Origin of the sequence: Candidatus Pelagibacter sp. HIMB1746 (genome assembly GCF_052047555.1) — a bacterium.
Classification (GTDB): Bacteria; Pseudomonadota; Alphaproteobacteria; order Pelagibacterales; family Pelagibacteraceae; genus Pelagibacter.
In genome coordinates this window covers 197,610-219,086 of record NZ_JBNAJZ010000003.1, presented here as the reverse complement: position 1 = coordinate 219,086, position 21,477 = coordinate 197,610, and the positions used below count along the sequence as shown (strand labels likewise).

The window sequence follows — 21,477 nt, the reverse complement described above, 5'->3', positions numbered from 1 at the left end:
ATATGAAAAATGTACAAAAACAAAAAAGGGCAAACAAAAGTTTGCCCTTTTTTTTTAGAGACGAATTTAAAGTCTCTTTTGTTATTATTTTTATTTCTGTAGCATTATTAATCACTACTTTTACTTTTGATATTGTTCCTCCTATTTTGAATAGAGGAATACAACCTGCAACATTTCCAAAAGCGCTTTTGGTATTAATAATAGCTATGACTTTATTGATTTATTATTTAGCAACTAAAAATCCTTGGAAGGTTCAAAAAAAATTACCAAAGTCATTTTTTTTAACACTTTCAAGTTTTGTGATTTTTTTAGTAATTTCAAAAACTTTAGATTTTTTTCTAGCAATTTCAGTTTTATCTATTTTTGTTTCTTATTGCTGGGGAGAGAAAAGAATATTCTATTTATTACTTGTTGGAATAATTTTTCCAGTGATTGTCTTTATTTTCTTTGAAACAATTTTAGGTTTAAGATTTCCACCTGGAATTATAACTAACATTTATTATAGCTAGATGGATAATTTATTATTAATGATGGCTCCTTTATTTAGCTCAAAGCTATTATTAGTTTTATTTTTTGGAACATTGTTTGGATTAATTTTAGGAGTGTTACCTGGTTTAGGCCCAACAACTGGTGGTGCATTAATTTTACCCTTTACAATGACACTTGATCCATTGTCAGCAATTGTATTGTTAACTTCTATTTATTGTGCAGGTACTTATGGTGGTGCGATAACTGCAGTTTTAATTAACACACCAGGAACGCCAGCTGCTGCAGCAACTTGTTTAGATGGTTATCCTTTGGCACAAAAAGGAGAGGCAGGAAGAGCTCTAGGAATGGCAACTGTTTCAAGTACAGTTGGCGGTATTTTTAGTGTTGTAATACTTGTCTTTTTTGCACCTATATTAGCTCAGCTTGCATATGAATTTGGTCAACCAGAATATTTTGCATTAGCGATCTTTGGATTAACGATGCTTGCATCAATTGGAGAAGGAAGCCCAATTAAGAATTTGATTGCAGGTGCATTTGGAATTTTAATTTCAACAGTTGGTAAAGATTTTATGACATCAATTGATCGATTTACTTTTGGAATTAATGAATTAACCGAAGGGATTGGTTTTATCCCAGTTGTTGTTGGTTTGTTTGCAATGAGTGAGATGTTAACACAATCAACTTTAATTAATCAGGTATTTAATAGAATAGCTTTAAAAGCAATTAAACTTCCAAGCAAAGATGATTACAAAAAAACTTGGAAAACCATTTTAAGATCAAGTGGTATTGGTTCTTTTATTGGAGTGTTGCCTGCTGAAGGTGGAACAGTTGCCTCTTTGATTGGATATTCAGAAGCAAAAAGATTTTCAAAAAAACCAGAGGAATTTGGAAAAGGATCTATTGAAGGTATAGCTGGTGCAGAAGCTGCAAATAATGCAGCAACAGGTGGAGCAATGGTTCCAACACTTGCACTTGGAATTCCTGGTAGTGCAACAACAGCTGTAATTTTAACTGGATTGATTATACATGGTGTTAGACCTGGACCTGATTTATTTAGAGAGCAACCTGATTTTTTATATGGAATATTTGGAGCAATGCTTATTGCTAATGTTTTGTTCTTTATATTTGGTTTTTTTGGTGCAAAAATTTTTGCAAGAATAACTTTAGTGCCTAATAAAATATTATGGCCAATGATTTTTGCAGTTTCAGTTTGTGGAACCTATTCATTAAATCAATCTATAATTGATGTTTGGATCATGTTATTTTTTGGTGTTCTAGGTTTCTTTATGAGAAGATATGGTTTCTCAGTTGTCCCTGTTATCATTGGTTTGATCTTAGGTGAGTTAGTTGAAGGTACCCTAAGACAATCTCTAGTTATATTTGATGGAAATTGGTTAATGTTTTTCACAAGACCAATAGCTTTAACATTCTTTATTTTATCTTTAATTGCTTTAGCTTTTCCTTTAATAAGAGCAAAAAAAATTAAAAAATAAAGATGATTAAATTTGATTTAAATAACAGAGTAGCAATTGTAACAGGTGGAGCTCAAGGATTTGGATTAGCTATCACTGAAAGATTTATCGCGTCTGGTGCTAAAGTAGTAATTTGGGATATCGACGAGGGAGAAGCTAAAAAAGCATTAGAAAAAGTAAATTCTGAAAATTTAACTTATCAAATAGTTGATGTAAGCAACTATGAAACAATTAATTCAAAATTATCTGAAGTTGAAAAATCACATGGTAAGATTGATATCTTTATTAATAATGCAGGTGTAGCAGGTATGAATACTACTGTTGCAGAGTATCCAATAGAAGAGTGGAACAAGGTTATTAATCTTAACCTAAACGCAGTCTTTTATTGCTGTAAAGCAGTTGTTCCATTTATGGCAAAGAATGATTATGGAAGAATTGTTAATATAGCTAGTATTGCAGGTAAAGAAGGAAATCCAAATGCAAGTGCTTACAGCACTTCAAAAGCAGGAGTTATAGGTTTAACTAAATCTTTAGGAAAAGAACTTGCACAAAAAAATATTGCAGTAAACTGTGTTACTCCAGCAGCAGCAAAAACTAGAATTTTTGATCAAATGACTGAAGAGCATATAAATTATATGCTTTCAAAAATACCAAGAAATAAATTTGCTAAGGTAGAGGAATTAGCTTCTTTAGTTGCATGGTTATCAAGCGAAGAAAACTCTTTCTCAACAGCTGCAGTGTTTGATTTAAGCGGTGGTAGAGCAACTTACTAATAATTATGCAAGTAGGTATAGACGTTGGTGCAACAAAGATAGAGAGTGTTGTACTTGAAAAAGATGGACAAGAAAAGCACAGATCAAGAATAGCATGTCCAAAAAACTATACTCAAATTATTACTGCTATAAGAGATATTCATAAAAAATTAGAGGAAGAGTTTAGTCAAGAGCTTCCAATCGGCGTTTGTCATCCAGGAGTTCACTCTCCTCAAACAGGATTAGTTAAAAACGTTCCTAACATCAGCTGGTTAGAAAAAAAACCTTTTCAAAATGATTTGCGTAAAGCACTAGGTAAAGAAGTGTTTTGTGAAAATGATGCAAATTGTTTTGCTTTATCAGAGTCCATAGATGGAGCAGGAAAACATTACAAAATTGTTTATGGAATTATTTTAGGATCTGGTGTTGGAGGTGGTTTAGTTATTGATAAAAAAATAGTGAGTGGTCCTAATGGTGTTGCAGGAGAGTGGGGCCATAATCAAATTCCTTATTTTGCTGCAAAGAAAGAAAATTTCGACTCAAGTAACCCGAGAGAAGCAGAGATTGAGAGTTTTTTATCCGGCTTAGGCTTGGCTAAAAGATTTAAAAAACTTTATGGAAAAAATTTAAAAACAAATGAAATTTTTGAATTAAATAGAAAACATGATTTAGATGCTGAAAAATTTATAGACGATTTTAAAGTCAATTTAGCAATGTCACTTTCAAGTATAATAAATATTTTAGATCCTGATGCTTTTATATTTGGCGGAGGAGTTTCAAACGAAATTGATTTCTTACATGAAATAGATTCACTTGTACGAAAATTTGTAATTGGTAGAGAATACGAAGGTGTTTTTTTAAAACCAAGATATGGTGATGCTAGTGGCGTTAGAGGTGCTGCAAGATTAGGAAGAAGCGCGACATATTAGTTTTAAATTTAAATTTAGAAAAATTCTAAAATTTAAAGACAAGCAAAGAAGCGAAAAAGATTTAAAAAAAAAATTTCAATTAAAAGTTGTATCTATATTTTTTGTTATGATCTTTACTCAAAGTGGGTATATTTCGTTTTTTAAATTAATTTAAAAACATAAAAAAAAGGAAGAAATAATGAAAAAACTTATACTTTCGATTGCAGCTCTTGCATTATTTGCAACTTCTGCGTTCGCTGAAAGATATGTCATGATTACTCATGGTGAAGGAAAAGATCCTTTTTGGCCAGTAGTTCAAAAAGGTGGTGAAGATGCAGCTAGAGCAATCGGTGCTGACTTCGAATATATCTACAACCCTTCTGCTGATATGGCTGATATGGCAAGCTCAATTCAAGCTGCTGCAGCTACTCAACCAGATGGTATGGTAATTTCTTTACCAGATCCAGATGCATTAGGCCCAGCTATTAAAGCTGCTGTTGCTGCTGGTGTTCCAGTAATTACAATGAACTCTGGTTTAGAGTCTTCTGCTAGCCTAGGTGCTTTAATGCACGTTGGTCAGCCTGAATTACTTGCTGGACAAAAAGCTGGTGAAAGAGCAAAAGCTGAAGGTGCTTCTAAAGCACTTTGTATGATTCAAGAAGCATACAACACAGCTCTTGTAGACAGATGTGAAGGTTACGGTTCAGCTGTTCCTATGCAAATGACTGATACTACATCTGACCCTGCAACTATTCAAACTAGAGCAACTGCTGCTTTACAAGCTAACAGCGATATCGATGCGATCCTTTCAGTAGGACCACACGTGTGTGAAGCTGTTGATAAAGCTTTAGCTGATCTAGGTATGACAGTACACCACTCTTGCTTCGACTTAAGTCCTGCAGTTATGGATTTAATTGGATCTGGAAGAGTTGCTTTCACTATCGATCAACAACAAAGACTACAAGGTTATATGCCAGTTATCGTATTACACTTGTACAACAACAGTGCTGGACTTTTACCAGGAGCTAACATCCCATCAGGACCTGGCTTCGTTGACAAGTCTAACGCTTCTTCAGTTGCTGCTTTAGCAGGTATTGATAGATAGTCTGTAATAATTTAAAGGGTCGATTATTCAATCGGCCCTTTTTTTTTAACAAAATTAATAAGTCTTTTATAAATGAATACATCAACAACAAAAAAACCAAGACAAGAGTCTGACCGACAAGGTGAAAAAAAATGGTACTCTGCATTTATGTCTCGACCAGAAGTTGGACCTTTTGGAGTTATGGTTTTACTTTTTTGTATGTTGGGATACTTTTCTATTCCAGAAGGACAATTTTCTCTTAACCCTTTTTCTGGTGAAGGATTTAACGCTTTAGGAATTAGAAATAATTTTAGGGTAATTGCACAATTAGGGATCGTTGCACTTGCTGCTGGAATGTTAATCATTGCAGGTGAATTTGATCTTTCTGTTGGTTCAATGATTGGTTTTGCTGGTGGTTGTATGGCAATGATACTTAAATGGGGTTTTGCTGTTGTTATTCCTTACATATCTTTTGAAGGTGGTTTTCATTTTGAAGGATTTACATTATTTAAAATTCAAGATGTATCTCCATTATTAGCAATATTAATTACATTATGTATGACATTATCTTTTGGTTGGATACAAGGATGGATAATTGTTAAGAGTGGAATATCTTCTTTCATCGTTACACTCGGAGGACTTTTCTTCTTAAGAGGTTTAACTGAGGTATCATACAGAGCATTTAACAAAGCTCCTGATCAAACTGCAGGATCAACAACTGTTACAGATTTACCAGATATCAAAAACATTATAAATGTGCCAGGTCATGGAGAAATGGAAAGAGACGCGGCTAAATCTTTACCAAATGACCAATTATTAGAAATTCTTAGCACTGTGCCAGCTAGCACGGTTGCAAAATTAACTGAACGATTAACTTATATTAACGAAAAAGTTGCAGCTTACAAAACTGCTATGAATGCTGAAAAGATGATTGCAACTTTAGAAAAATCATTAGCTGGAGCAAAAAAATCTGGCAATGACTCAATGGTTGAAATTTTGACAAAGAAAATTGAAGCTGGTGTTAATGTTCCTGAAGTTGCAGCAAAAGCTGTTACTGATATCGATATAGCAAAAGCTTATATCGACACCATCGTTACAGCAAGACCAGTAGCCAATTTCTTTGGTGGTGATATTATGGAGCCAGTATTTAATTGGCTGTATTATACAGTAGATTGGAACGTAAATAACTTCGGAAACATTTTTGCTAAAGGAATGTATTCTTGTTTGATGATTTGGGGACTAATTGCATTTATTTGTTATTTAATTTTAAGTAAAACTCAAGCAGGTAACTGGATTTATTCAACAGGTGGAAATCTTAATGCTGCAAAAGCTAATGGTGTGCCAACGAATAAAGTAAAGATTTCATTATTTATGTTCACAGCATTCTGCGCAACTATGTTTGCGGCGTGTCAAGTATTTGAAGTTAACACTGCAGATACTGCAAAAGGTAATTTAAAAGAATTAGAAGCAATTGCTGCAGCGGTTATTGGTGGTGTTGTTTTAACTGGAGGTTTTGGAACCATTGGTGGAATAATTCTAGGTACAATTATCTTTGGAATTGCAAAAGAAGCTTTCTTTTATATTCCAGGAATTGATGGATCGTTCTATAGGGTGTTCCTTGGAGCAGTTCTTGTTACTGCTGCCTTTACCAATGAGAATATACGAAAGCGAATTATGGGAAATATCTAATGGATAAAAAACCATTAATTGAAATAAAAAATTTAGTAAAAAAATTTGGAGCATTTACTGCTTTAAATGGTGTTTCTTTAGATGTTTATCCTGGAGAAGTTCATGCTCTGTTAGGTGACAATGGTGCTGGAAAATCAACTTTGATTAAAGTTTTATCTGGTGTTCATCCTATGACAAGCGGAGAAATAAAAGTAGATGGAGAAAATGTTAACTTTACTTCACCACGTCAAGCATCTGATGCAGGAATTGGTACGGTTTATCAAGATTTAGCACTCAACGCTTTAACATCAGTAACAAGAAATTTTTTTCTTGGGCGTGAAATAATAAAAGGTCCCGCCGGATTTGGTTTAATGCAAATGGATGAGATGGATAGAATAACAATAGAGGAAATGTCTAAAATTGGAATTAACATTGCAAACCCTAATCAGCCAGTTGGAACAATGTCAGGTGGACAAAGACAAACATTGGCGATTGCAAGAGCAATTTATTTTGGTGCAAAGATATTAATATTAGATGAACCTACATCAGCGTTAGGTCAAAAGCAGCAAATGGAAGTTTTAAAGACAATTAAAAAAGTTCAAAATTTAGGAAACATTGCAATTATACTTATTACACACAATGAAATTCATGCTCGTCTTATAGCTGATCGATTTACTTTTTTAAGTTTAGGAGAAGTAATTGGTTCAGGATTGTCTTCAGAACTAGGTAATGAAGATGTGAAAAGATTGATGGCAGGTGGTGCTAAAATTGGCGATCTAGCAAAAGAATTGGAGATATAATGAAAGTAAAATATTACGATTTAGAAAATAAAAGAGTATTTATAACAGGTGGAGGATCTGGAATTGGTGCTTCAATTGTTGAACATTTTTGTGAACAAGGTTCAGAAGTTTACTTTATAGATATTAATGTATCAGAATCTAAAAAGTTAATTGAAGATATAAAAAGCAAAAAATATTCAATACCAACTTTTATTGAGTGTGATTTGTTAAATATTAAACAACTTCAAAAGACAATTGCAGACATTATAGATCAAAAAGGTCCAATAGATATTTTAATCAATAATGCTGCTAACGATACAAGACATAAAATTGATGATGTTACAGAGGAATATTGGAATGAGAGAATGAATGTAAATTTAAGACATTACTTTTTCACAGTTCAATCGGTTAAAAAATCTATGATCGAAAATGGTGGAGGATCAATTATAAACATGGGATCTACTTCTTGGATGATAGGTCAAGGTGGAATGGCCGCTTATACTGCAGCAAAATCTGGTGTTGTAGGTTTAACAAGATCTTTTGCAAGAGATTTAGGTGAATTTAAAATAAGAGTAAATTCAGTGGTGCCTGGATGGGTATTAACTCAAAGACAAATTGATTTATGGTTAAACGAGGAGTCTGAAAAAGAATTGATGCATAGACAGTGTTTAAAAGAAAAATTGATGCCTCATGAGCTTGCTCAAGCAGTTCTGTTCTTTTCTTCAGATCAAGCATCTGGTTGCACAAATCAATCTTACGTTGTTGATAAAGGCTGGCTATAAGACACTTTGTGCAAGTACAAAGTTCAACGATAGAAAATAAATATTTAAGAGTTAAGTCAATTAATATTGGTGCTTGTTTATATGAAGTTTATGACAAGCAAAGGAAAATTAACTTAATCTTAAACCTAGGTCCTACAAAAAATTATGGCAGTAAGAATTTTTATGTAGGCGCCACTTGCGGCAGGTACGCAGGCAGAATTTCAAATTCAAGATTTAAGATTAAAAATAAGATTTATAAACTTGAAGGCAACGAAGGAAGAAATACACTTCATGGAGGAAAAATAGGATTTGATAGATTAGAATGGAAAATAAAACATCATTCAAAAACTAAAATTATCTATCAATTGTTATCTAAAAATTTAGACCAAGGTTTTCCAGGAGAACTAAATTCAGAGTGTATTTTTGAAATCAGAAACAAAAGCTTGTTTATAAAATATCAATATAAATCAAGCGCATTAACTCATGTGAGTTTAACCAATCATAGTTATTGGAACTTGAACAAGAGTAAAAAAGAGACAATTTTCAATCATGATTTAAAAATTAACTCTGAAAAATATCTTGAAGCAAATAATAAATTAATTCCAACTGGTAAAATTAAAAAAGTTAAAAACACTATAAATGATTTCAATAAGTTTAAAAATATTGGAGAAAAAATAGATTATATAAAAAACAAAAATATAAAAAAATCATCTAAAAAAATAAATGCATTAGGATTTGATTTAACATTTTGTATTAAAAAAAATTCTAAAAATTATTTAGCGTCTTTAAAAAACAAAAAAACTAATATTCAATTAGACTTTTACTCAAATCTTCCTGGGGTACAGTTATATACTAGCCAAGGTTTGAGATATAAAAATAAACTTGCTCCTTACCAGGGGGTTTGTTTAGAAACGCAACACTACCCAGATGCACCTAATAATAAAAATTTTCCAAGCACTTTAATTAAACCTAAAAAACTTTATAAGTACTTTACAAAAATAAATATTTCATAAAATGAATAAAAAAATAAACATATCCATTGTTGGAACTGGCTTAATGGGATTGCAACACATAAAGGCAATTTCAAAATCTAAAAAAGCAAACCTTCATTCGATAGTAGACATTAGTAATAATGCTAAAAATTTATCAAAAAAATATAAAATCCCATTGTATTCAAATGTAGACGAACTTTTAAATTCAAAGAATTTAGATGCCGTAATTGTTGCCACTCCAAATCAACTTCATGAAAAGCATACAGTCAGTTTCTTAAAGAAAAAAATTCCGGTATTATTAGAAAAACCTATCTCAGATAATATTAATTCAGCTAAAAAAATAATTAGTAGTGCTAATAAAAATGAAACACCGTTATTAATTGGATATCATAGAAGACATAACTCAATTGTATCAAAGGTAAAAGAGTTAATCGATAAAGGTAAATTAGGAAACATCGTTTCAGCAAATGTATTGTGCTGGCTTTATAAACACAAAGCTTATTACAAAGAAAAATGGAGAATTAGTAAAGGTGGCGGACCTTTAGGAATTAATTTAGTCCATGATATTGATATGATTTGTTATTTGCTTGGATCTATTAAATACGTTCAAGCATTTACAACCAATAAAACTAGAAAATTTGCAGTCGAAGATACAGCGACAATTAGCTTAATTTTTAATTCAGGTGCACTTTGTACTTTAAATTTATCAGATACAATTGTTGCTCCATGGAGTTATGAGTTAACTGCAGGAGAAAATCCTGCCTATCCAATAACTAATCAATCCGCATATATGATCGGTGGTACCAAAGGATCATTGCAATTTCCTAATTTAAAATATTGGTTCTATAAAAATGAGCGAAGTTGGTGGAATAAAATATTTGTTAATGAAGATAAAAACAAAAAAGATGATAGTACTTTAGTTAACCAAATTGATCATTTTGCTGATGTGGTATCTAAAAAAGTTAAGCCAAAAGTAAATGGTAATGATGGTTTGATCTCTCTAAAAATTTTTGCAGCAATAACCAAAAGTGCAAAAACTGGTAAGAAGGTTAAGATTTAAAGATTAGATAGTATTGAATTAGAACATTTTAAGGTATCAGCATCTCCACCTAAGTCTTTAGTTCTATTTTCTTTTTCACTTAAAGATTTTTCAATAGCTTCAACAATCGAGTTGGAAGCTTCTTTTTCTCCTAAATAATCTAACATCATTGCACCAGACCAAATTTGTCCTACAGGATTAGCAATACCTTTTCCTGCAATATCAGGTGCTGAACCATGAACTGGTTCAAATAAAGATGGAAATTTATTTTCAGGATTAATGTTTCCAGATGGAGCTATTCCAATAGTTCCAGTGCAAGCTGGTCCTAAATCAGAAAGAATGTCTCCAAATAAATTGGATGCAACAACAACATCAAACCATTCAGGATTTAGTACAAATCTAGCAACCAAAATATCAATGTGATATTGATCTGTTTCAATATCAGGATAATTTTCTTTCATTGCATTAAAACGTTCATCCCAAAACGGCATAGTAATTGAAATACCATTTGATTTTGTTGCATTCGTTAATTTTTTTCTTTTTCTTTGTTTTGCTAATTCAAAAGCAAATTTTTGAACTCTATCTATTCCATGGGCAGACATGATAGTTTCTTGAATAGCTATCTCTCTATCAGTATTTTTAAACATTCTTCCACCAACAGAAGAGTATTCACCTTCAGTATTTTCTCTAACAATTAGCATATCGATGTCACCAGGTTTTTTATTTGCTAACGGAGGATTAATACCAGGAAATAATTTTACTGGTCTAAGATTGATGTATTGATCAAATTCTCTTCTAAACTGAAGTAAGGATCCCCATAAAGATATATGATCTGGAACTTGATCTGGCATTCCAACTGCGCCAAAGAATATTGCATCATGTTTTCCTAATTTTTCCTTCCAATCATCTGGAAGCATTTTTCCATGTTTTTCATAATAATCACATGAAGCAAAATCATATTCTGTAAAATTTATTTTGAATTGATGTTTTTCAGCAGCGTCTTTTAATACTTTTAAGCCTTCAGGAACTACTTCTTTTCCTATTCCATCTCCTGCTATTGATGCAATGTTATATTCTTTCATAGGTTGATTTTTATACTTCAAAAATACAATAATTTATAATGTTAAATTATTTTTAAAGGCATAAACCTTCATTGTTTTGACATATTTTATTTGTTATTTTTGATTATGAAAAAAATACTTCTTTTAATCTTCTTTAGTTTCTTTTTTGTTTCAAATTCAAATGCTGCATGTGATGATCCATTAACAGATGGTGTAGATTATTCTAAATGCAGATTTTCAGATGCACAAGATCTACAAGGTAGTTATCTACCAAACTCAAATTTATCTTTTGCAAGTTTTGTTCAAGTAAATTTAGATAAAAGTATTATGATGAATTCAAATTTATCCTTTGGAACTTTTCCTGAATCTACATTTGTTAGAGCCAATCTTTATGAAACAATTAGTATTGGTGGCAATTTTGAAAAAACAAATTTCACTAATGCAAACTTAACTAGAGTGGATTTTATGGGAGCAACTTTAATAGAAGCTAATTTTCAAAATGCAAATTTGATGGAAGCAAATTTTACATCTGCAAACATTACTAATGCAAATTTTGAAAATGCAAATCTGATTGGTGCTACTTGGACTAATGGTAAGACATGTGGTCCAGACTCAATTGGAATCTGTATTGAGCAATAAGATATGAACACTTCAGTTAATACTGATGATGTTATTTTTAATTTTTTCAAACAAATCTGTGATGAAAAAGATGATCAAAAATGTGTTGAGCTTGGGAAAGAATGGATAAAAGCAATGGAAACCAACCTTTCTTCAATGGAAGCAAATCTAAATGGAGCTGATTATCTTAAACATAAAGATGATATTCAAAGTAACCGAGATCATTTAAATAGCCTAAAAAATAAGAATTCTACAGAGTGGAGAGAGTATGCTACTCAGTGTATGATCGAAATCATGAATCATAAAGGTCAACAATAATGAGTAATCAAGAAAGAGTATTTCTAATTATTTGTGCTTCTTTAATTATTTTTACTCTTCATTATTTAATTGAAAAACACTTCTTTTAATAAGAACTAGATCTTGCCCACTTATTAATATTTCCGTCTTTAGCTTTTTTATTTATTTCTTTAAGTTCAGATTTAGAAAAATTTAAATTATTTAAACTTTCAATATTTTCTTTAATTTGTTTTACACTACTTGCACCGATTAAAGCTGTGGTGACTGCTTTATTATTTAACACCCAAGCTAAAGCCATTTGCGATAATGTTTGACCTCTTTTTTTAGCAATTTGATTTAAATCTGAAATTATCTTTATATTTTTTTTGTTAATAAAACTTTTATCTAATGCAGATTTTGGGTCACTTGCTCTTGATGCTTTTGGTATTCCTTTTAAATATTTATCTGACAACATTCCTTGTGCTAATGGAGAAAAAGCAATAGTTCCAATTCCTAATTTAATTAAATTTTTATCCAAGTCTTTTTCAAACCATCTATTTATTAAAGAGTAAGAAGGTTGATGGATAAATATTTTAATATTTCTTTTCTTTAAAATATTAAACATCTCAATAGTTTTCTTTGAAGAATATGAAGAGATCCCAATATAAAGTGCTTTACCAGATCTATAAATAAGCTCTAAGGCATCTGCTGTTTCTTCTAATGGTGTATTTGGATCAAATCTATGAGAATAAAATATATCTACATAATCTAGTCCCATTCTCTTCAAACTTTGATCACAGCTTGCAATGATATATTTTTTAGAACCCCATTCACCGTAAGGTCCTTGCCACATGTCATAACCTGCTTTAGATGAGATGATTAATTCATCTCTATATCTTTTAAATTCTTTACTTAAAATTTTTCCAAAATTAGCCTCAGCACTTCCTGCTGGGGGACCATAATTATTTGCTAAATCAAAATGGGTAATCCCTGAATCAAAAGAATAAAACAACATTTTCTTTGCTTCAGATGTAAGTTTTTTACCACCAAAATTATGCCAAAGACCAAGGCTTATCAAAGGTAGATCAACACCGCTCTTTCCACATCTTCTATATTTCATGTTGGAATATCTTTTTGGTGATGCTTTGTAGTTCATAACTATTAATATAACTTAATTTATTAGTTTAAAAACTTAAAATTAAATATATATTTAATTAAAGGGGTGTCTTAACAGACTGAGATTAAACCCTAAGAACCTGTCCGGTAATTCAGAAAGGGATAAAATGGATAACACATACTTTTTAAGTCAATCATCATCATTAACATTAGTAATTGTAATTAGTTTGGTATTTGCTGTTTTAGGAATTTATCATTCTAAAAAATTCCAAGGAATAAGTAATTATTTAACAGCTAATAGAAATATAGAATTATTTTCATTAACAACTAGTCTTGTTGCATCTGCTTTAGGAGCATGGATTTTATTTGGCCCAGTTGCTGCTGCTACATGGGGAGGAATAGGGGCTGTTATTGGTTATGCTCTTGGTACAGCTTTTCCTATGATTTTCTTAATCTATTTTGGAAGAAAAATTAGATCTGAATTTCCAAAAGGCTCATCTTTAATTGAGTTTATGAGAAAAAAATTTGGAAAAAGTTTGTTTAAACTGATTTTGTTAATGACAATTTTTTACATGTTTATTTTTCTTTGTGCAGAGGTGACAGCTGTTGCAGTTTTGATAAATTATTTATCAGGTACAGATCTTTGGATCACTGCATTAATAGTACTTTTAGCAACTTTAACGTACACGCTTTATGGGGGTCTAAGAGCTTCTATATTTACCGATAATATTCAAATGATAGTAATTGGTTTCCTTTTATTAATTCTAATTTTAATTATCAGTTCATCAACAGGAGATAATTTTTCATTTGCATTGATTAAAGAAAAAAATCCACAACTATTAAGCTCATCTTATATTCCAAGTTATACAGCTGGATTAACTTTTTTTATTGCAGTTGCAGCTACCAATCTATTTCACCAAGGAAATTGGCAAAGGGTTTATGCTGCTAGAGATTACAACACTTTAAAATCAGCATTAATCATTTCGTTTTTTGTAATTGTACCGATAGTTTTTTTAATGGGCTTTATTGGAATGGTGTCATTTTCTATTGACCCATCAGCAAGACCTGATTTAGGATTTTTTACTTTATTGTTAAAAGAGCAGACTGAAATGCTATCTTTAATTATCATTATTCTTGGATTAGCTTTAACAATTTCAACAGTTGATACATTGGTTAATGCGATATCAAGTTTGTTTGTTGTTGATGGTAAAGCAACTTTTAATTTAGATAAAAAAACAGATTATTTAAAAATTTCGAAATACTTTATTGTGTTTTTATCGTTGATTGCATTTGGTGTTGCATCAAAAGGATTTGATATTTTGTATTTATTTTTACTTGCAGATTTATTTTGTTGTGCGTTTGTGTTCACAGTCTTTTACAGTTTTTACAACAAGGTAAATGAAAAAACTGCTTATGTTTCAATAATAATTGGTTTAATTGGTGGATTTTTAATGTTTCCTTATCCAGATTTTTCTAAGAGTTTATTAGTTGGGGGATTGATGTCTAAAGATCTATTTTCACCTTTTGTTACACAATCTTTATTATTTTTATCATTTGTTGTTGCAACTTTTTTGCCAGCAGTAATTTTGAAATTGAAAAGTAATTAATTTAGATCACTGATTTTAAAGCACCATAAATAAGTTCTTTGGTAGTCTCACCAATACTTCTGTAAACTTCTTTATTATCTTTAAAAATTAAAAGTGTCGTTTGATATTGAACATTAAAAAATTTAGCAATTTCCTTATTGGTTACATCAAATTTAAAGTATTCAATATTATCAAAATCATTTTTTGCTTTATCAAGAACTTTCATTTGGCTGGCACAAGATGTACAATATTTAACCCAAGAACTAACCACTACAACTTTTCCATCCGCTAAAGCCTTATCAAACAACTCTTTAGTATAAGTTGTTTCTTTAGCCATCCCATTAGTAGTGAATGCAAAGATAAAACAAATAAATACAAAAATTTTTCTCATTAATCGTGGGTTGTAAACAAATTTTAAAATATTGTAATACAATAAATTGTCTCTATATATGCCTTGTCCATGTCAGATCAAATAAGCATAAATAATCTATCAAAAGTCTACGATAATGGCTTTGAAGCACTAAAGAAAATAAACCTAAACATTAAAAAAGGTGAAATTTTTGCAATGCTTGGACCAAATGGTGCAGGTAAAACTACTCTTATAAGTATTATTTGTGGAATCGTTCGACCATCTTCAGGAAAAGTTACTGTAGATGATTTTGATATTATTGATGATTACAGAGAAACAAGATCTAGAATCGGATTAGTTCCACAAGAATTGACCTTAGAACAATTTGAAACTGTATTTAACAATGTTTCTTATTCAAGAGGTTTGTATGGAAAAAAACCAGATCCAAAACATATTGAAAAAATTTTAAAAGACTTAAGCTTATGGGACAAAAAAGATTTAAGATTAAGACAGTTATCTGGAGGAATGAAGAGACGAGTGTTAATTGCAAAAGCATTGTCTCACGAGCCAACTATATTATTTTTAGATGAGCCAACAGCTGGTGTTGATGTTGAATTACGTCAAGACATGTGGAAGGTAGTTGAAACATTAAGAAAAACAGGTGTAACAATTATTCTTACTACTCATTATATTGAAGAAGCAGAAGCAATCGCAGATAGAGTAGGAGTAATCAATCAAGGAGAAATCATTGTTGTTGATGAAACAAAAGAGTTATTGAAAAAAATGGGACATAAAAAACTTACAGTAGATCTTCAAGAAGAAATCACTGAAATCCCAAGCAGTTTAGATAAGTATAATTTAGAAATTGGAGAAGATAAAAAATCAATCAATTACACATATAATGTTAGAGCTAAAAGCACTGGAATAACTAACTTGTTACAAGATTTAAAAGATGCAAATTTAAAATTACAAGATTTAAAAACTGAACAAACTACTTTAGAGAAAATATTTGTGACATTAGTAAAGGAGAACAATGAAGTTTAATTATTACGCATTTAGAGCAATGTACTTACATGAAATGGATCGATTTAAGAGAACATTGATGCAATCTTTATTTTCACCAGTTCTATCAACCTCTCTATATTTTATTGTTTTTGGATCTGTAATTGGTGGATATGTAGAAAAAATTGATGGAATTAGTTATGGATCTTTTATTGTTCCTGGTCTTTTAATGTTAACGTTGTTAACTCAATCAATCAGTAACACTTCATTTGGTATATTTTTTCCAAAATTTAATGGAACTATTTATGAAATTTTAGCTGCACCAATTTCAACTTTTGAAATTGTTCTAGCTTTTGTGGGTGCTGGTGCTACTAAAACTCTTATTGTTGGATTAGTTATATTTTTAACATCAACGTTTTTTGTTGAGGTTCAAGTAATGTATCCATTATTAATGATATTTTTATTAGTATTAGTAGCATTTACATTTGCTCTATTTGGTTTTTTAATTGGTTTAATGAGCTCTAATTTCGAGCAAATGTCTATCATTCCCACATTAGTTATTACGCCAATGGTATTCTTAGGTGGTAGTTTATATTCTTTAGATATGTTGCCTGAGTTCTGGCAAACAGTTACTTATTTTAACCCGGTTGTTTATTTAATTAATGGTTTAAGATTTGCCTTTTATGGTGTTTCAGATTTCAATATTTGGGTGAGTGTTATTTCAATGGTAGTATTTTTGATGTCATGTGTAACTGTTGTTACAGTTCTATTGAAAAAAGGATACAATATTAAATCTTAGCTACTAGCTATTTTCTTTTTTGGATCATAAAAAGGTTTTTCTACTATTGTAGCAGAATATTTTCCTTCATGAGTTTTTATATCTAATTTATTGCCTAACTCTGAATGATTAACTTCAATCATTGCAAGTGCAATATTCTTTTTTAATCTAGGTGAATATACAGCTGAAGTTACCTTACCAATTTTCTTGTCATCTTTTTCAATTGGCCAAAAAGTTGTGTTAGGTCCTGATAGAGGGTCACAATCTATTATAAGACCAACTTGTTTTCTTTTAATACCCTCTTGCTTTATTTTTCTTAGTGCTTCTTTACCTATAAAATTTATATCAGTATCTAAATTAACTAATCGATCAAATCCTAATTCAAATGGATTTGTATGAATATCTGCATCTGCGTGATAAGAAAGCATACCACCTTCAATTCTTCTAATAGAGGATGTATGACCAGGTTGAAGACCATGTTCTTTACCAGCTTCCATTATTTTTTCATAAAGTTCATTACCTCTTGAACCATCTCTTAAATATATTTCATAACCAAGTTCACTTGACCAACCAGTTCTTGAAACGATTAATGGAATTCCATCAAGTTCATATTCTCTTAACCAATAATATTTAAGATCTCTGATATCTTCTCCAAATAGTTTGACCATTATTTCTTGTGAGGTAGGGCCTTGTAACTGTAGAGGGGAAACATCTGGTTCAGATATCTTAACATCTAAACCTGAGTTAACCGCAACACCTTGCGCCCATAACAAAACATCACTATCTGCTAAAGATAGCCAAAAATGGTTTTCAGCTAGTCTTAATAAAACTGGATCATTTAAAATTCCACCATCATTATTTACAATTAAAACATATTTACATTGTCCAACTGATAACTTTGAAAGATCTCTAGGTGTTAAAAGCTGAGTAAATTTATATGCATCAGGACCAGTGATCTCAACCTGTCTTTCGACTGCCACATCACATAAAATTGATTTTTCAATAAGGTTCCAAAAGTTTTGCTCAGGACTTCCAAAATCCCTTGGAATATACATATGATTATAGACAGAAAAACCTGTTGCTCCCCATTTTACAGTAGCATCGAAATAAGGAGATTTTCTAATCTGTGTTCCAAAACCAAAGTTTTTATTAGACATTTGAGAGGCTTAACAGTCTGAGTATTAATTACAAATAAAAAAAATAGCCCTAACAATTAAGGGCTACTAAAAAAAATGGAGAGGGAAAGTATTTTTTTTAAAACTGTTCAGATTCGGTAGATCCAGCCATTGCTGTTGTTGAGCTTTGGCCGCTACTAATAGTATTCGAGACTGCATCAAAATAAGATGTACCAACTTCTCGTTGGTGTTTAACACTAGTATAGCCATCTTTTTCTCTAGCAAATTCTTGTTGTTGAATTCTAGAATATGCAGCCATACCTTCTTTTCTGTATTTCTCAGCAAGCTCGAAAATTGCAATGTTTTGAGTATGAAATCCAGCAAGAGTAATGAACTGGAATTTGTAACCCATTTTAGCAATTTCTTGTTGGAATGAAGCAATCTCGTCATCACTTAAATGTTTTTTCCAATTGAATGATGGAGAACAATTGTAAGCTAATAGTTTTCCAGGAAACTTCTCATGAATAGCATCCGCAAATCTTTTGGCTTCAGCTAAATTAGGAGTAGCTGTTTCACACCAAATTAAATCAGCATACGGTGCATAAGCCAAACCTCTAGAGATAGCTTGTTCAATTCCATCTTTAACATAATGAAATCCTTCTGGAGATCTTTCACCAGTTAAAAATGGTTTATCATTTTCATCAAAATCATTTGTAATAAGTTTTGCAGCGTTAGCATCAGTTCTTGCTAATATAATTAATGGAACTTCTGCAATATCAGCAGCTAGTCTTGCAGCTTTTAAATTTTTGACCATTGTTCCTGTTGGAACTAAAACTTTTCCACCCATATGACCACATTTTTTTTCACTAGCTAATTGGTCTTCAAAGTGAACACCTGCAGCACCAGCTCTTATAAATTTTTTAGTTAATTCAAATACATTTAATGGTCCACCAAAACCTGCTTCACCATCAGCAATTATTGGAAGCATATAATCAACTTTTTCCTCAGACTTCATATCGCCATCTTGCATTTCCATATGTTGAATTTGATCAGCTCTAATTAAAGAATTGTTCATAGATTCAACTAACTTAGGAGCACTATCATAAGGGTATAAAGATTGATCTGGATACATTTCTCCAGCAGTATTAGCGTCTGCTGCAACTTGCCAACCACTTAGATATATTGCTTTTAAACCTGCTTTTGCATGCTGAACAGCTTGGTTACCGGACAAAGAACCAAGGGTATTAACATAAGCTTCAGTATTTAATAATTTCCAAAGTTTTTCTGATTGATTTTTACAAAGTGAGTACTCAATTTTAATTGAACCTCTTAATCTCTCCACTTCTTCATCAGTGTAATCTCGTTTGATGCCTGCGAACCTTTTTAACTCATAAGAGATTTTCTCTGCACTCATTATTTATAATCCTTTGTTGAAGAAAATTGAAAAAGTTGAATTAGTTACTATCGTTTAAAGCGTCGATTAGTTCACTCATTCCACTTGAACCCCAATCACAGTGATCATCTCTCATGTAAATTCCTTTATTATGATGGTGATCTAAATCCTCTTTCTTGATGATTTGAGCTTCATTTTCTGTGTTTTTTAAGTTTTTATCCATACGAGTCATATATTTTACAAAATTTACAAAATCTATAAAAAACGTTAAAAAGCTTTGTAAATAGGGAAAAAATATTGTAAAAATAAATTTACAAAATTTACAATTAGTAAAATGAGTCAAATAGATCTTAAAATAGGGCCAAAAATAAGAGCTTTTAGAAGACAACTTGGGCTACAAGCCAACAAATTAGCTGAAGATTTAAGCATTTCTCCTAGTTATTTGAACTTAATTGAAAGCGGTAAGAGAAAAATAGATGGCGATTTACTATTAAATGTTTGTGAAAAACTAAACATCCAATTATCGGATCTTACATCTAAAACAGATATTAATCTTCAAAACACAATTTCAGAAATTTTAGATGATAGTTTATTTGAAGACTTAGATATTTTAGGTCCTGAAGTAAAAGATTTAGTAAGCACTAACCCAAAGATTGGAAAAGCAATAGTCAGACTAGGAGATATTCTTAAAAAAAAAGATCATGAATTAATAAGTAAGATTGAAAAAATTTCAGGTAAAATTGTAGATAATAGAAAAAATTCTTTTCCTGGAGAAGTTGTTGTTGATTTTTTTCAAGAAAATAAAAATTATTTTCCAAAGCTGGAAGAGTTTGCAAATAAAGTTTTTAATAAAATTCAAAAAAATAATCGAACAAGATATTTATCTCTATGCGATTATTTACTGTCAGAATATTCAATAACTGTAAAAGATGTTATTCCAGATGAGAGTAAACCATTTTCAAAAATCTATAACAAAAGTAAAAAAGAGTTATTACTAAGTGATTATAGTTCTTTAGAAACAAAAAAATTACATGCTGCCTCTCAAATTGCACAGCTTGGTGCTAATAAAGATGTAGAATATTATTTAACTAAGTTTAGTTTTCCATCAGAAGAGTCAAAAAAACTTACTAAAGTTGCTTTGTTAAATTATTGTGGTGCTGCAATTTTGATGCCATATAAACTATTTCATTCTGAATGTAAAAAATTAAAATATGATTTAGAATTATTGCAAAATACATTTGCAACTTCATTTGAACAAGTAGCTCACAGAGTTACATGTTTGCAAGATCCAAAACTACCAGGTATTCCATTTCATTTTTTAAGAGTTGATATGGCTGGAAATATTTCAAAAAGATTTTCGTTATCTGGAATTGATATTCCAAGATATGGTGGAGCTTGTCCTAGATGGAATGTTTATACTGCATTCACTACTCCAGGAGTTTTACATACAGCTGTTAGTAAAATGAATAATGGTGAAAAATATGTTTGTATTGCAAAAACTGTGGAAAAAGGAATTGGAAGATTTGGACAATCTAAAAATGTATTATCGATTGGTTTAGGTTGTGAAGCAAAATATGCAAAAGATTTTATTTATACTGAAAATTTGAACATTAATGATAAATCAACCGAAATTCCTATTGGTGTTTCTTGTAGAACCTGTGACAGATTAGATTGTTCACAAAGAGCATTTCCACCACTACATAAAAAATTCGACGTTGACTTAAATAGTCGTGGGGTTTCTGTTTATGTTAGTGACGATAAATCTTAAACTATGATTAAATATATTTTACCTGCCATAATAATTTTTCTGATCGTATTATTTTGGGAAAAAATAACTGATTTTGTTGAGAAAAAGTTCAATATTAAGCTTAATTATATCGTTGTTAGTTCTATAGTTGCTGCAATAGCAATTATCCTATTGCTTTTAAATTACTAATATCATGAGTGAATTTGATATTTCAAATTATCAATTAGACGAGGCGGATGGTGTATTTACTTATAAAAATCAAAATACCACATTAGGGTTTGTAAGATTTAATGAAAAAGCAGAAGTTGAATATATTTTTGTAAATCCAATATTTAGAAAAAAGGGGATAGCTAAAAAACTACTAAATCTTGTTAAAGATAAAACTGGCAAAAAGCCTATTCCCCAAGATCCAATCAGTCCATTGGGTAAAAAACTATTTAAAATCATATAAAATTATTAAAGATTGATGTAAATAACTTCCATCAATATTAA

At 30.8% G+C, this 21,477-nt stretch carries 23 protein-coding genes; 17 read left to right on the top strand and 6 right to left on the bottom strand.

From position 1 onward, the window contains the following. Positions 1 to 2 precede the first annotated feature (2 nt). The 10 genes from ACTTBM_RS05240 to ACTTBM_RS05195 all read left to right on the top strand — a co-directional run bounded on the left by ACTTBM_RS05240 (position 3) and on the right by ACTTBM_RS05195 (position 9,965). Positions 3 to 509 carry a tripartite tricarboxylate transporter TctB family protein gene (locus ACTTBM_RS05240; protein WP_440635001.1) on the top strand — a complete coding sequence of 169 codons (507 nt, stop codon included), beginning with the start codon at positions 3 to 5 and terminating at the stop codon, positions 507 to 509. Further along, a complete protein-coding gene (locus ACTTBM_RS05235; RefSeq protein ID WP_440635000.1) occupies positions 510 to 1,982 on the top strand; it encodes a tripartite tricarboxylate transporter permease in 1,473 nt (490 codons plus the stop codon). Positions 1,983 to 1,984: 2 nt separating this feature from the next. Continuing rightward, entirely contained in the window at positions 1,985 to 2,734 is a 750-nt protein-coding gene (locus ACTTBM_RS05230; RefSeq protein WP_440634999.1) for an SDR family NAD(P)-dependent oxidoreductase, read from the top strand. 5 nt (positions 2,735 to 2,739) lie between these two features. Beyond that, positions 2,740 to 3,642 carry an ROK family protein gene (locus ACTTBM_RS05225; RefSeq protein WP_440634998.1) on the top strand — a complete coding sequence of 301 codons (903 nt, stop codon included), beginning with the start codon at positions 2,740 to 2,742 and terminating at the stop codon, positions 3,640 to 3,642. A 178-nt stretch (positions 3,643 to 3,820) separates the two neighbouring features. Continuing rightward, positions 3,821 to 4,726, top strand: coding sequence for a sugar ABC transporter substrate-binding protein (locus ACTTBM_RS05220; RefSeq protein ID WP_440614558.1), 906 nt, complete (start codon positions 3,821 to 3,823; stop codon positions 4,724 to 4,726). Positions 4,727 to 4,798: 72 nt separating this feature from the next. Then, entirely contained in the window at positions 4,799 to 6,394 is a 1,596-nt protein-coding gene (locus ACTTBM_RS05215) for an ABC transporter permease (RefSeq protein ID WP_440618598.1), read from the top strand. Next, positions 6,394 to 7,173 (top strand): ATP-binding cassette domain-containing protein, encoded by a 780-nt coding sequence (locus ACTTBM_RS05210; protein ID WP_440634997.1) that lies wholly within the window; start codon positions 6,394 to 6,396, stop codon positions 7,171 to 7,173. Before ACTTBM_RS05215 ends, ACTTBM_RS05210 begins: the two co-directional genes overlap by 1 nt. Next, entirely contained in the window at positions 7,173 to 7,934 is a 762-nt protein-coding gene (locus tag ACTTBM_RS05205; protein ID WP_440634996.1) for an SDR family NAD(P)-dependent oxidoreductase, read from the top strand. The genes ACTTBM_RS05210 and ACTTBM_RS05205 overlap by 1 nt, the downstream gene beginning before the upstream one ends. 8 nt (positions 7,935 to 7,942) lie before the next feature. Continuing rightward, positions 7,943 to 8,926 carry an aldose epimerase family protein gene (locus ACTTBM_RS05200; RefSeq protein ID WP_440634995.1) on the top strand — a complete coding sequence of 328 codons (984 nt, stop codon included), beginning with the start codon at positions 7,943 to 7,945 and terminating at the stop codon, positions 8,924 to 8,926. Position 8,927: 1 nt separating this feature from the next. Next, positions 8,928 to 9,965: a Gfo/Idh/MocA family protein gene (locus tag ACTTBM_RS05195; RefSeq protein WP_440634994.1), complete on the top strand. Its 1,038-nt coding sequence runs from the start codon at positions 8,928 to 8,930 to the stop codon at positions 9,963 to 9,965. On the opposite strand, the gene ACTTBM_RS05190 is transcribed toward ACTTBM_RS05195, so the two are convergent. After that, the gene (locus tag ACTTBM_RS05190; RefSeq protein WP_440634993.1) at positions 9,962 to 11,026 is read right to left on the bottom strand and encodes a tartrate dehydrogenase; all 1,065 of its coding nucleotides are present in this window, start codon (positions 11,024 to 11,026) and stop codon (positions 9,962 to 9,964) included. The two genes, ACTTBM_RS05195 and ACTTBM_RS05190, sit on opposite strands and share 4 nt — an antisense overlap. Positions 11,027 to 11,131: 105 nt before the next feature. Between ACTTBM_RS05190 and ACTTBM_RS05185 the strand changes: the two genes are divergently transcribed. Continuing rightward, entirely contained in the window at positions 11,132 to 11,644 is a 513-nt protein-coding gene (locus ACTTBM_RS05185; protein ID WP_440634992.1) for a pentapeptide repeat-containing protein, read from the top strand. 3 nt (positions 11,645 to 11,647) lie between these two features. Beyond that, on the top strand, positions 11,648 to 11,941 hold the full coding sequence (locus ACTTBM_RS05180) for a hypothetical protein (protein WP_262589440.1): 294 nt from the start codon (positions 11,648 to 11,650) through the stop codon (positions 11,939 to 11,941). An 85-nt stretch (positions 11,942 to 12,026) separates the two neighbouring features. On the opposite strand, the gene mgrA is transcribed toward ACTTBM_RS05180, so the two are convergent. Beyond that, on the bottom strand, positions 12,027 to 13,055 hold the full coding sequence (gene mgrA, locus ACTTBM_RS05175; RefSeq protein WP_440634991.1) for an L-glyceraldehyde 3-phosphate reductase: 1,029 nt from the start codon (positions 13,053 to 13,055) through the stop codon (positions 12,027 to 12,029). A gap of 127 nt (positions 13,056 to 13,182) precedes the next feature. On the opposite strand from mgrA, the gene ACTTBM_RS05170 reads away from it, so the two are divergent. Next, complete coding sequence (locus tag ACTTBM_RS05170; RefSeq protein ID WP_440634990.1) at positions 13,183 to 14,622, top strand: sodium:solute symporter family transporter; 1,440 nt, start codon at positions 13,183 to 13,185, stop codon at positions 14,620 to 14,622. A gap of 1 nt (position 14,623) precedes the next feature. On the opposite strand, the gene ACTTBM_RS05165 is transcribed toward ACTTBM_RS05170, so the two are convergent. Further along, complete coding sequence (locus ACTTBM_RS05165) at positions 14,624 to 14,992, bottom strand: thioredoxin family protein (protein ID WP_440634989.1); 369 nt, start codon at positions 14,990 to 14,992, stop codon at positions 14,624 to 14,626. Positions 14,993 to 15,061: 69 nt separating this feature from the next. Here ACTTBM_RS05165 and ACTTBM_RS05160 point away from each other — a divergent pair, with 69 nt between their 5' ends. After that, positions 15,062 to 15,994, top strand: a complete 933-nt coding sequence (locus tag ACTTBM_RS05160) for an ABC transporter ATP-binding protein (protein WP_262589436.1) — start codon at positions 15,062 to 15,064, stop codon at positions 15,992 to 15,994. Beyond that, a complete protein-coding gene (locus ACTTBM_RS05155) occupies positions 15,984 to 16,751 on the top strand; it encodes an ABC transporter permease (protein ID WP_262589435.1) in 768 nt (255 codons plus the stop codon). Before ACTTBM_RS05160 ends, ACTTBM_RS05155 begins: the two co-directional genes overlap by 11 nt. Here ACTTBM_RS05155 and ACTTBM_RS05150 read toward each other — a convergent pair. The 3 genes from ACTTBM_RS05150 to ACTTBM_RS05140 all read right to left on the bottom strand — a co-directional run bounded on the left by ACTTBM_RS05150 (position 16,748) and on the right by ACTTBM_RS05140 (position 19,461). Further along, positions 16,748 to 17,887, bottom strand: coding sequence for a glycine cleavage T C-terminal barrel domain-containing protein (locus ACTTBM_RS05150; RefSeq protein WP_440634988.1), 1,140 nt, complete (start codon positions 17,885 to 17,887; stop codon positions 16,748 to 16,750). The genes ACTTBM_RS05155 and ACTTBM_RS05150 overlap by 4 nt on opposite strands. A gap of 97 nt (positions 17,888 to 17,984) precedes the next feature. Further along, positions 17,985 to 19,259, bottom strand: coding sequence for an isocitrate lyase (gene aceA / locus ACTTBM_RS05145; RefSeq protein ID WP_440634987.1), 1,275 nt, complete (start codon positions 19,257 to 19,259; stop codon positions 17,985 to 17,987). Between the two features lie 40 nt (positions 19,260 to 19,299). Beyond that, positions 19,300 to 19,461, bottom strand: a complete 162-nt coding sequence (locus ACTTBM_RS05140) for a hypothetical protein (protein ID WP_262589431.1) — start codon at positions 19,459 to 19,461, stop codon at positions 19,300 to 19,302. A gap of 111 nt (positions 19,462 to 19,572) precedes the next feature. On the opposite strand from ACTTBM_RS05140, the gene ACTTBM_RS05135 reads away from it, so the two are divergent. Beyond that, positions 19,573 to 21,006, top strand: a complete 1,434-nt coding sequence (locus ACTTBM_RS05135) for a helix-turn-helix domain-containing protein (RefSeq protein ID WP_440634986.1) — start codon at positions 19,573 to 19,575, stop codon at positions 21,004 to 21,006. A gap of 172 nt (positions 21,007 to 21,178) precedes the next feature. Beyond that, entirely contained in the window at positions 21,179 to 21,436 is a 258-nt protein-coding gene (locus ACTTBM_RS05130) for a GNAT family N-acetyltransferase (protein ID WP_440634985.1), read from the top strand. Positions 21,437 to 21,477: the final 41 nt, after the last annotated feature.

Bases quoted from the DNA above. Each gene is read 5' to 3' on its own strand.
- ACTTBM_RS05240 (WP_440635001.1), top strand. From the start codon at position 3: ATGAAAAATGTACAAAAACAAAAAAGGGCAAACAAAAGTTTGCCCTTT.
- ACTTBM_RS05235 (WP_440635000.1), top strand. From the start codon at position 510: ATGGATAATTTATTATTAATGATGGCTCCTTTATTTAGCTCAAAGCTA.
- ACTTBM_RS05230 (WP_440634999.1), top strand. From the start codon at position 1,985: ATGATTAAATTTGATTTAAATAACAGAGTAGCAATTGTAACAGGTGGA.
- ACTTBM_RS05225 (WP_440634998.1), top strand. From the start codon at position 2,740: ATGCAAGTAGGTATAGACGTTGGTGCAACAAAGATAGAGAGTGTTGTA.
- ACTTBM_RS05220 (WP_440614558.1), top strand. From the start codon at position 3,821: ATGAAAAAACTTATACTTTCGATTGCAGCTCTTGCATTATTTGCAACT.
- ACTTBM_RS05215 (WP_440618598.1), top strand. From the start codon at position 4,799: ATGAATACATCAACAACAAAAAAACCAAGACAAGAGTCTGACCGACAA.
- ACTTBM_RS05210 (WP_440634997.1), top strand. From the start codon at position 6,394: ATGGATAAAAAACCATTAATTGAAATAAAAAATTTAGTAAAAAAATTT.
- ACTTBM_RS05205 (WP_440634996.1), top strand. From the start codon at position 7,173: ATGAAAGTAAAATATTACGATTTAGAAAATAAAAGAGTATTTATAACA.
- ACTTBM_RS05195 (WP_440634994.1), top strand. From the start codon at position 8,928: ATGAATAAAAAAATAAACATATCCATTGTTGGAACTGGCTTAATGGGA.
- ACTTBM_RS05190 (WP_440634993.1), bottom strand. From the start codon at position 11,026: ATGAAAGAATATAACATTGCATCAATAGCAGGAGATGGAATAGGAAAA.
- ACTTBM_RS05185 (WP_440634992.1), top strand. From the start codon at position 11,132: ATGAAAAAAATACTTCTTTTAATCTTCTTTAGTTTCTTTTTTGTTTCA.
- ACTTBM_RS05180 (WP_262589440.1), top strand. From the start codon at position 11,648: ATGAACACTTCAGTTAATACTGATGATGTTATTTTTAATTTTTTCAAA.
- mgrA (WP_440634991.1), bottom strand. From the start codon at position 13,055: ATGAACTACAAAGCATCACCAAAAAGATATTCCAACATGAAATATAGA.
- ACTTBM_RS05170 (WP_440634990.1), top strand. From the start codon at position 13,183: ATGGATAACACATACTTTTTAAGTCAATCATCATCATTAACATTAGTA.
- ACTTBM_RS05165 (WP_440634989.1), bottom strand. From the start codon at position 14,992: ATGAGAAAAATTTTTGTATTTATTTGTTTTATCTTTGCATTCACTACT.
- ACTTBM_RS05160 (WP_262589436.1), top strand. From the start codon at position 15,062: ATGTCAGATCAAATAAGCATAAATAATCTATCAAAAGTCTACGATAAT.
- ACTTBM_RS05155 (WP_262589435.1), top strand. From the start codon at position 15,984: ATGAAGTTTAATTATTACGCATTTAGAGCAATGTACTTACATGAAATG.
- ACTTBM_RS05150 (WP_440634988.1), bottom strand. From the start codon at position 17,887: ATGTCTAATAAAAACTTTGGTTTTGGAACACAGATTAGAAAATCTCCT.
- aceA (WP_440634987.1), bottom strand. From the start codon at position 19,259: ATGAGTGCAGAGAAAATCTCTTATGAGTTAAAAAGGTTCGCAGGCATC.
- ACTTBM_RS05140 (WP_262589431.1), bottom strand. From the start codon at position 19,461: ATGGATAAAAACTTAAAAAACACAGAAAATGAAGCTCAAATCATCAAG.
- ACTTBM_RS05135 (WP_440634986.1), top strand. From the start codon at position 19,573: ATGAGTCAAATAGATCTTAAAATAGGGCCAAAAATAAGAGCTTTTAGA.
- ACTTBM_RS05130 (WP_440634985.1), top strand. From the start codon at position 21,179: ATGAGTGAATTTGATATTTCAAATTATCAATTAGACGAGGCGGATGGT.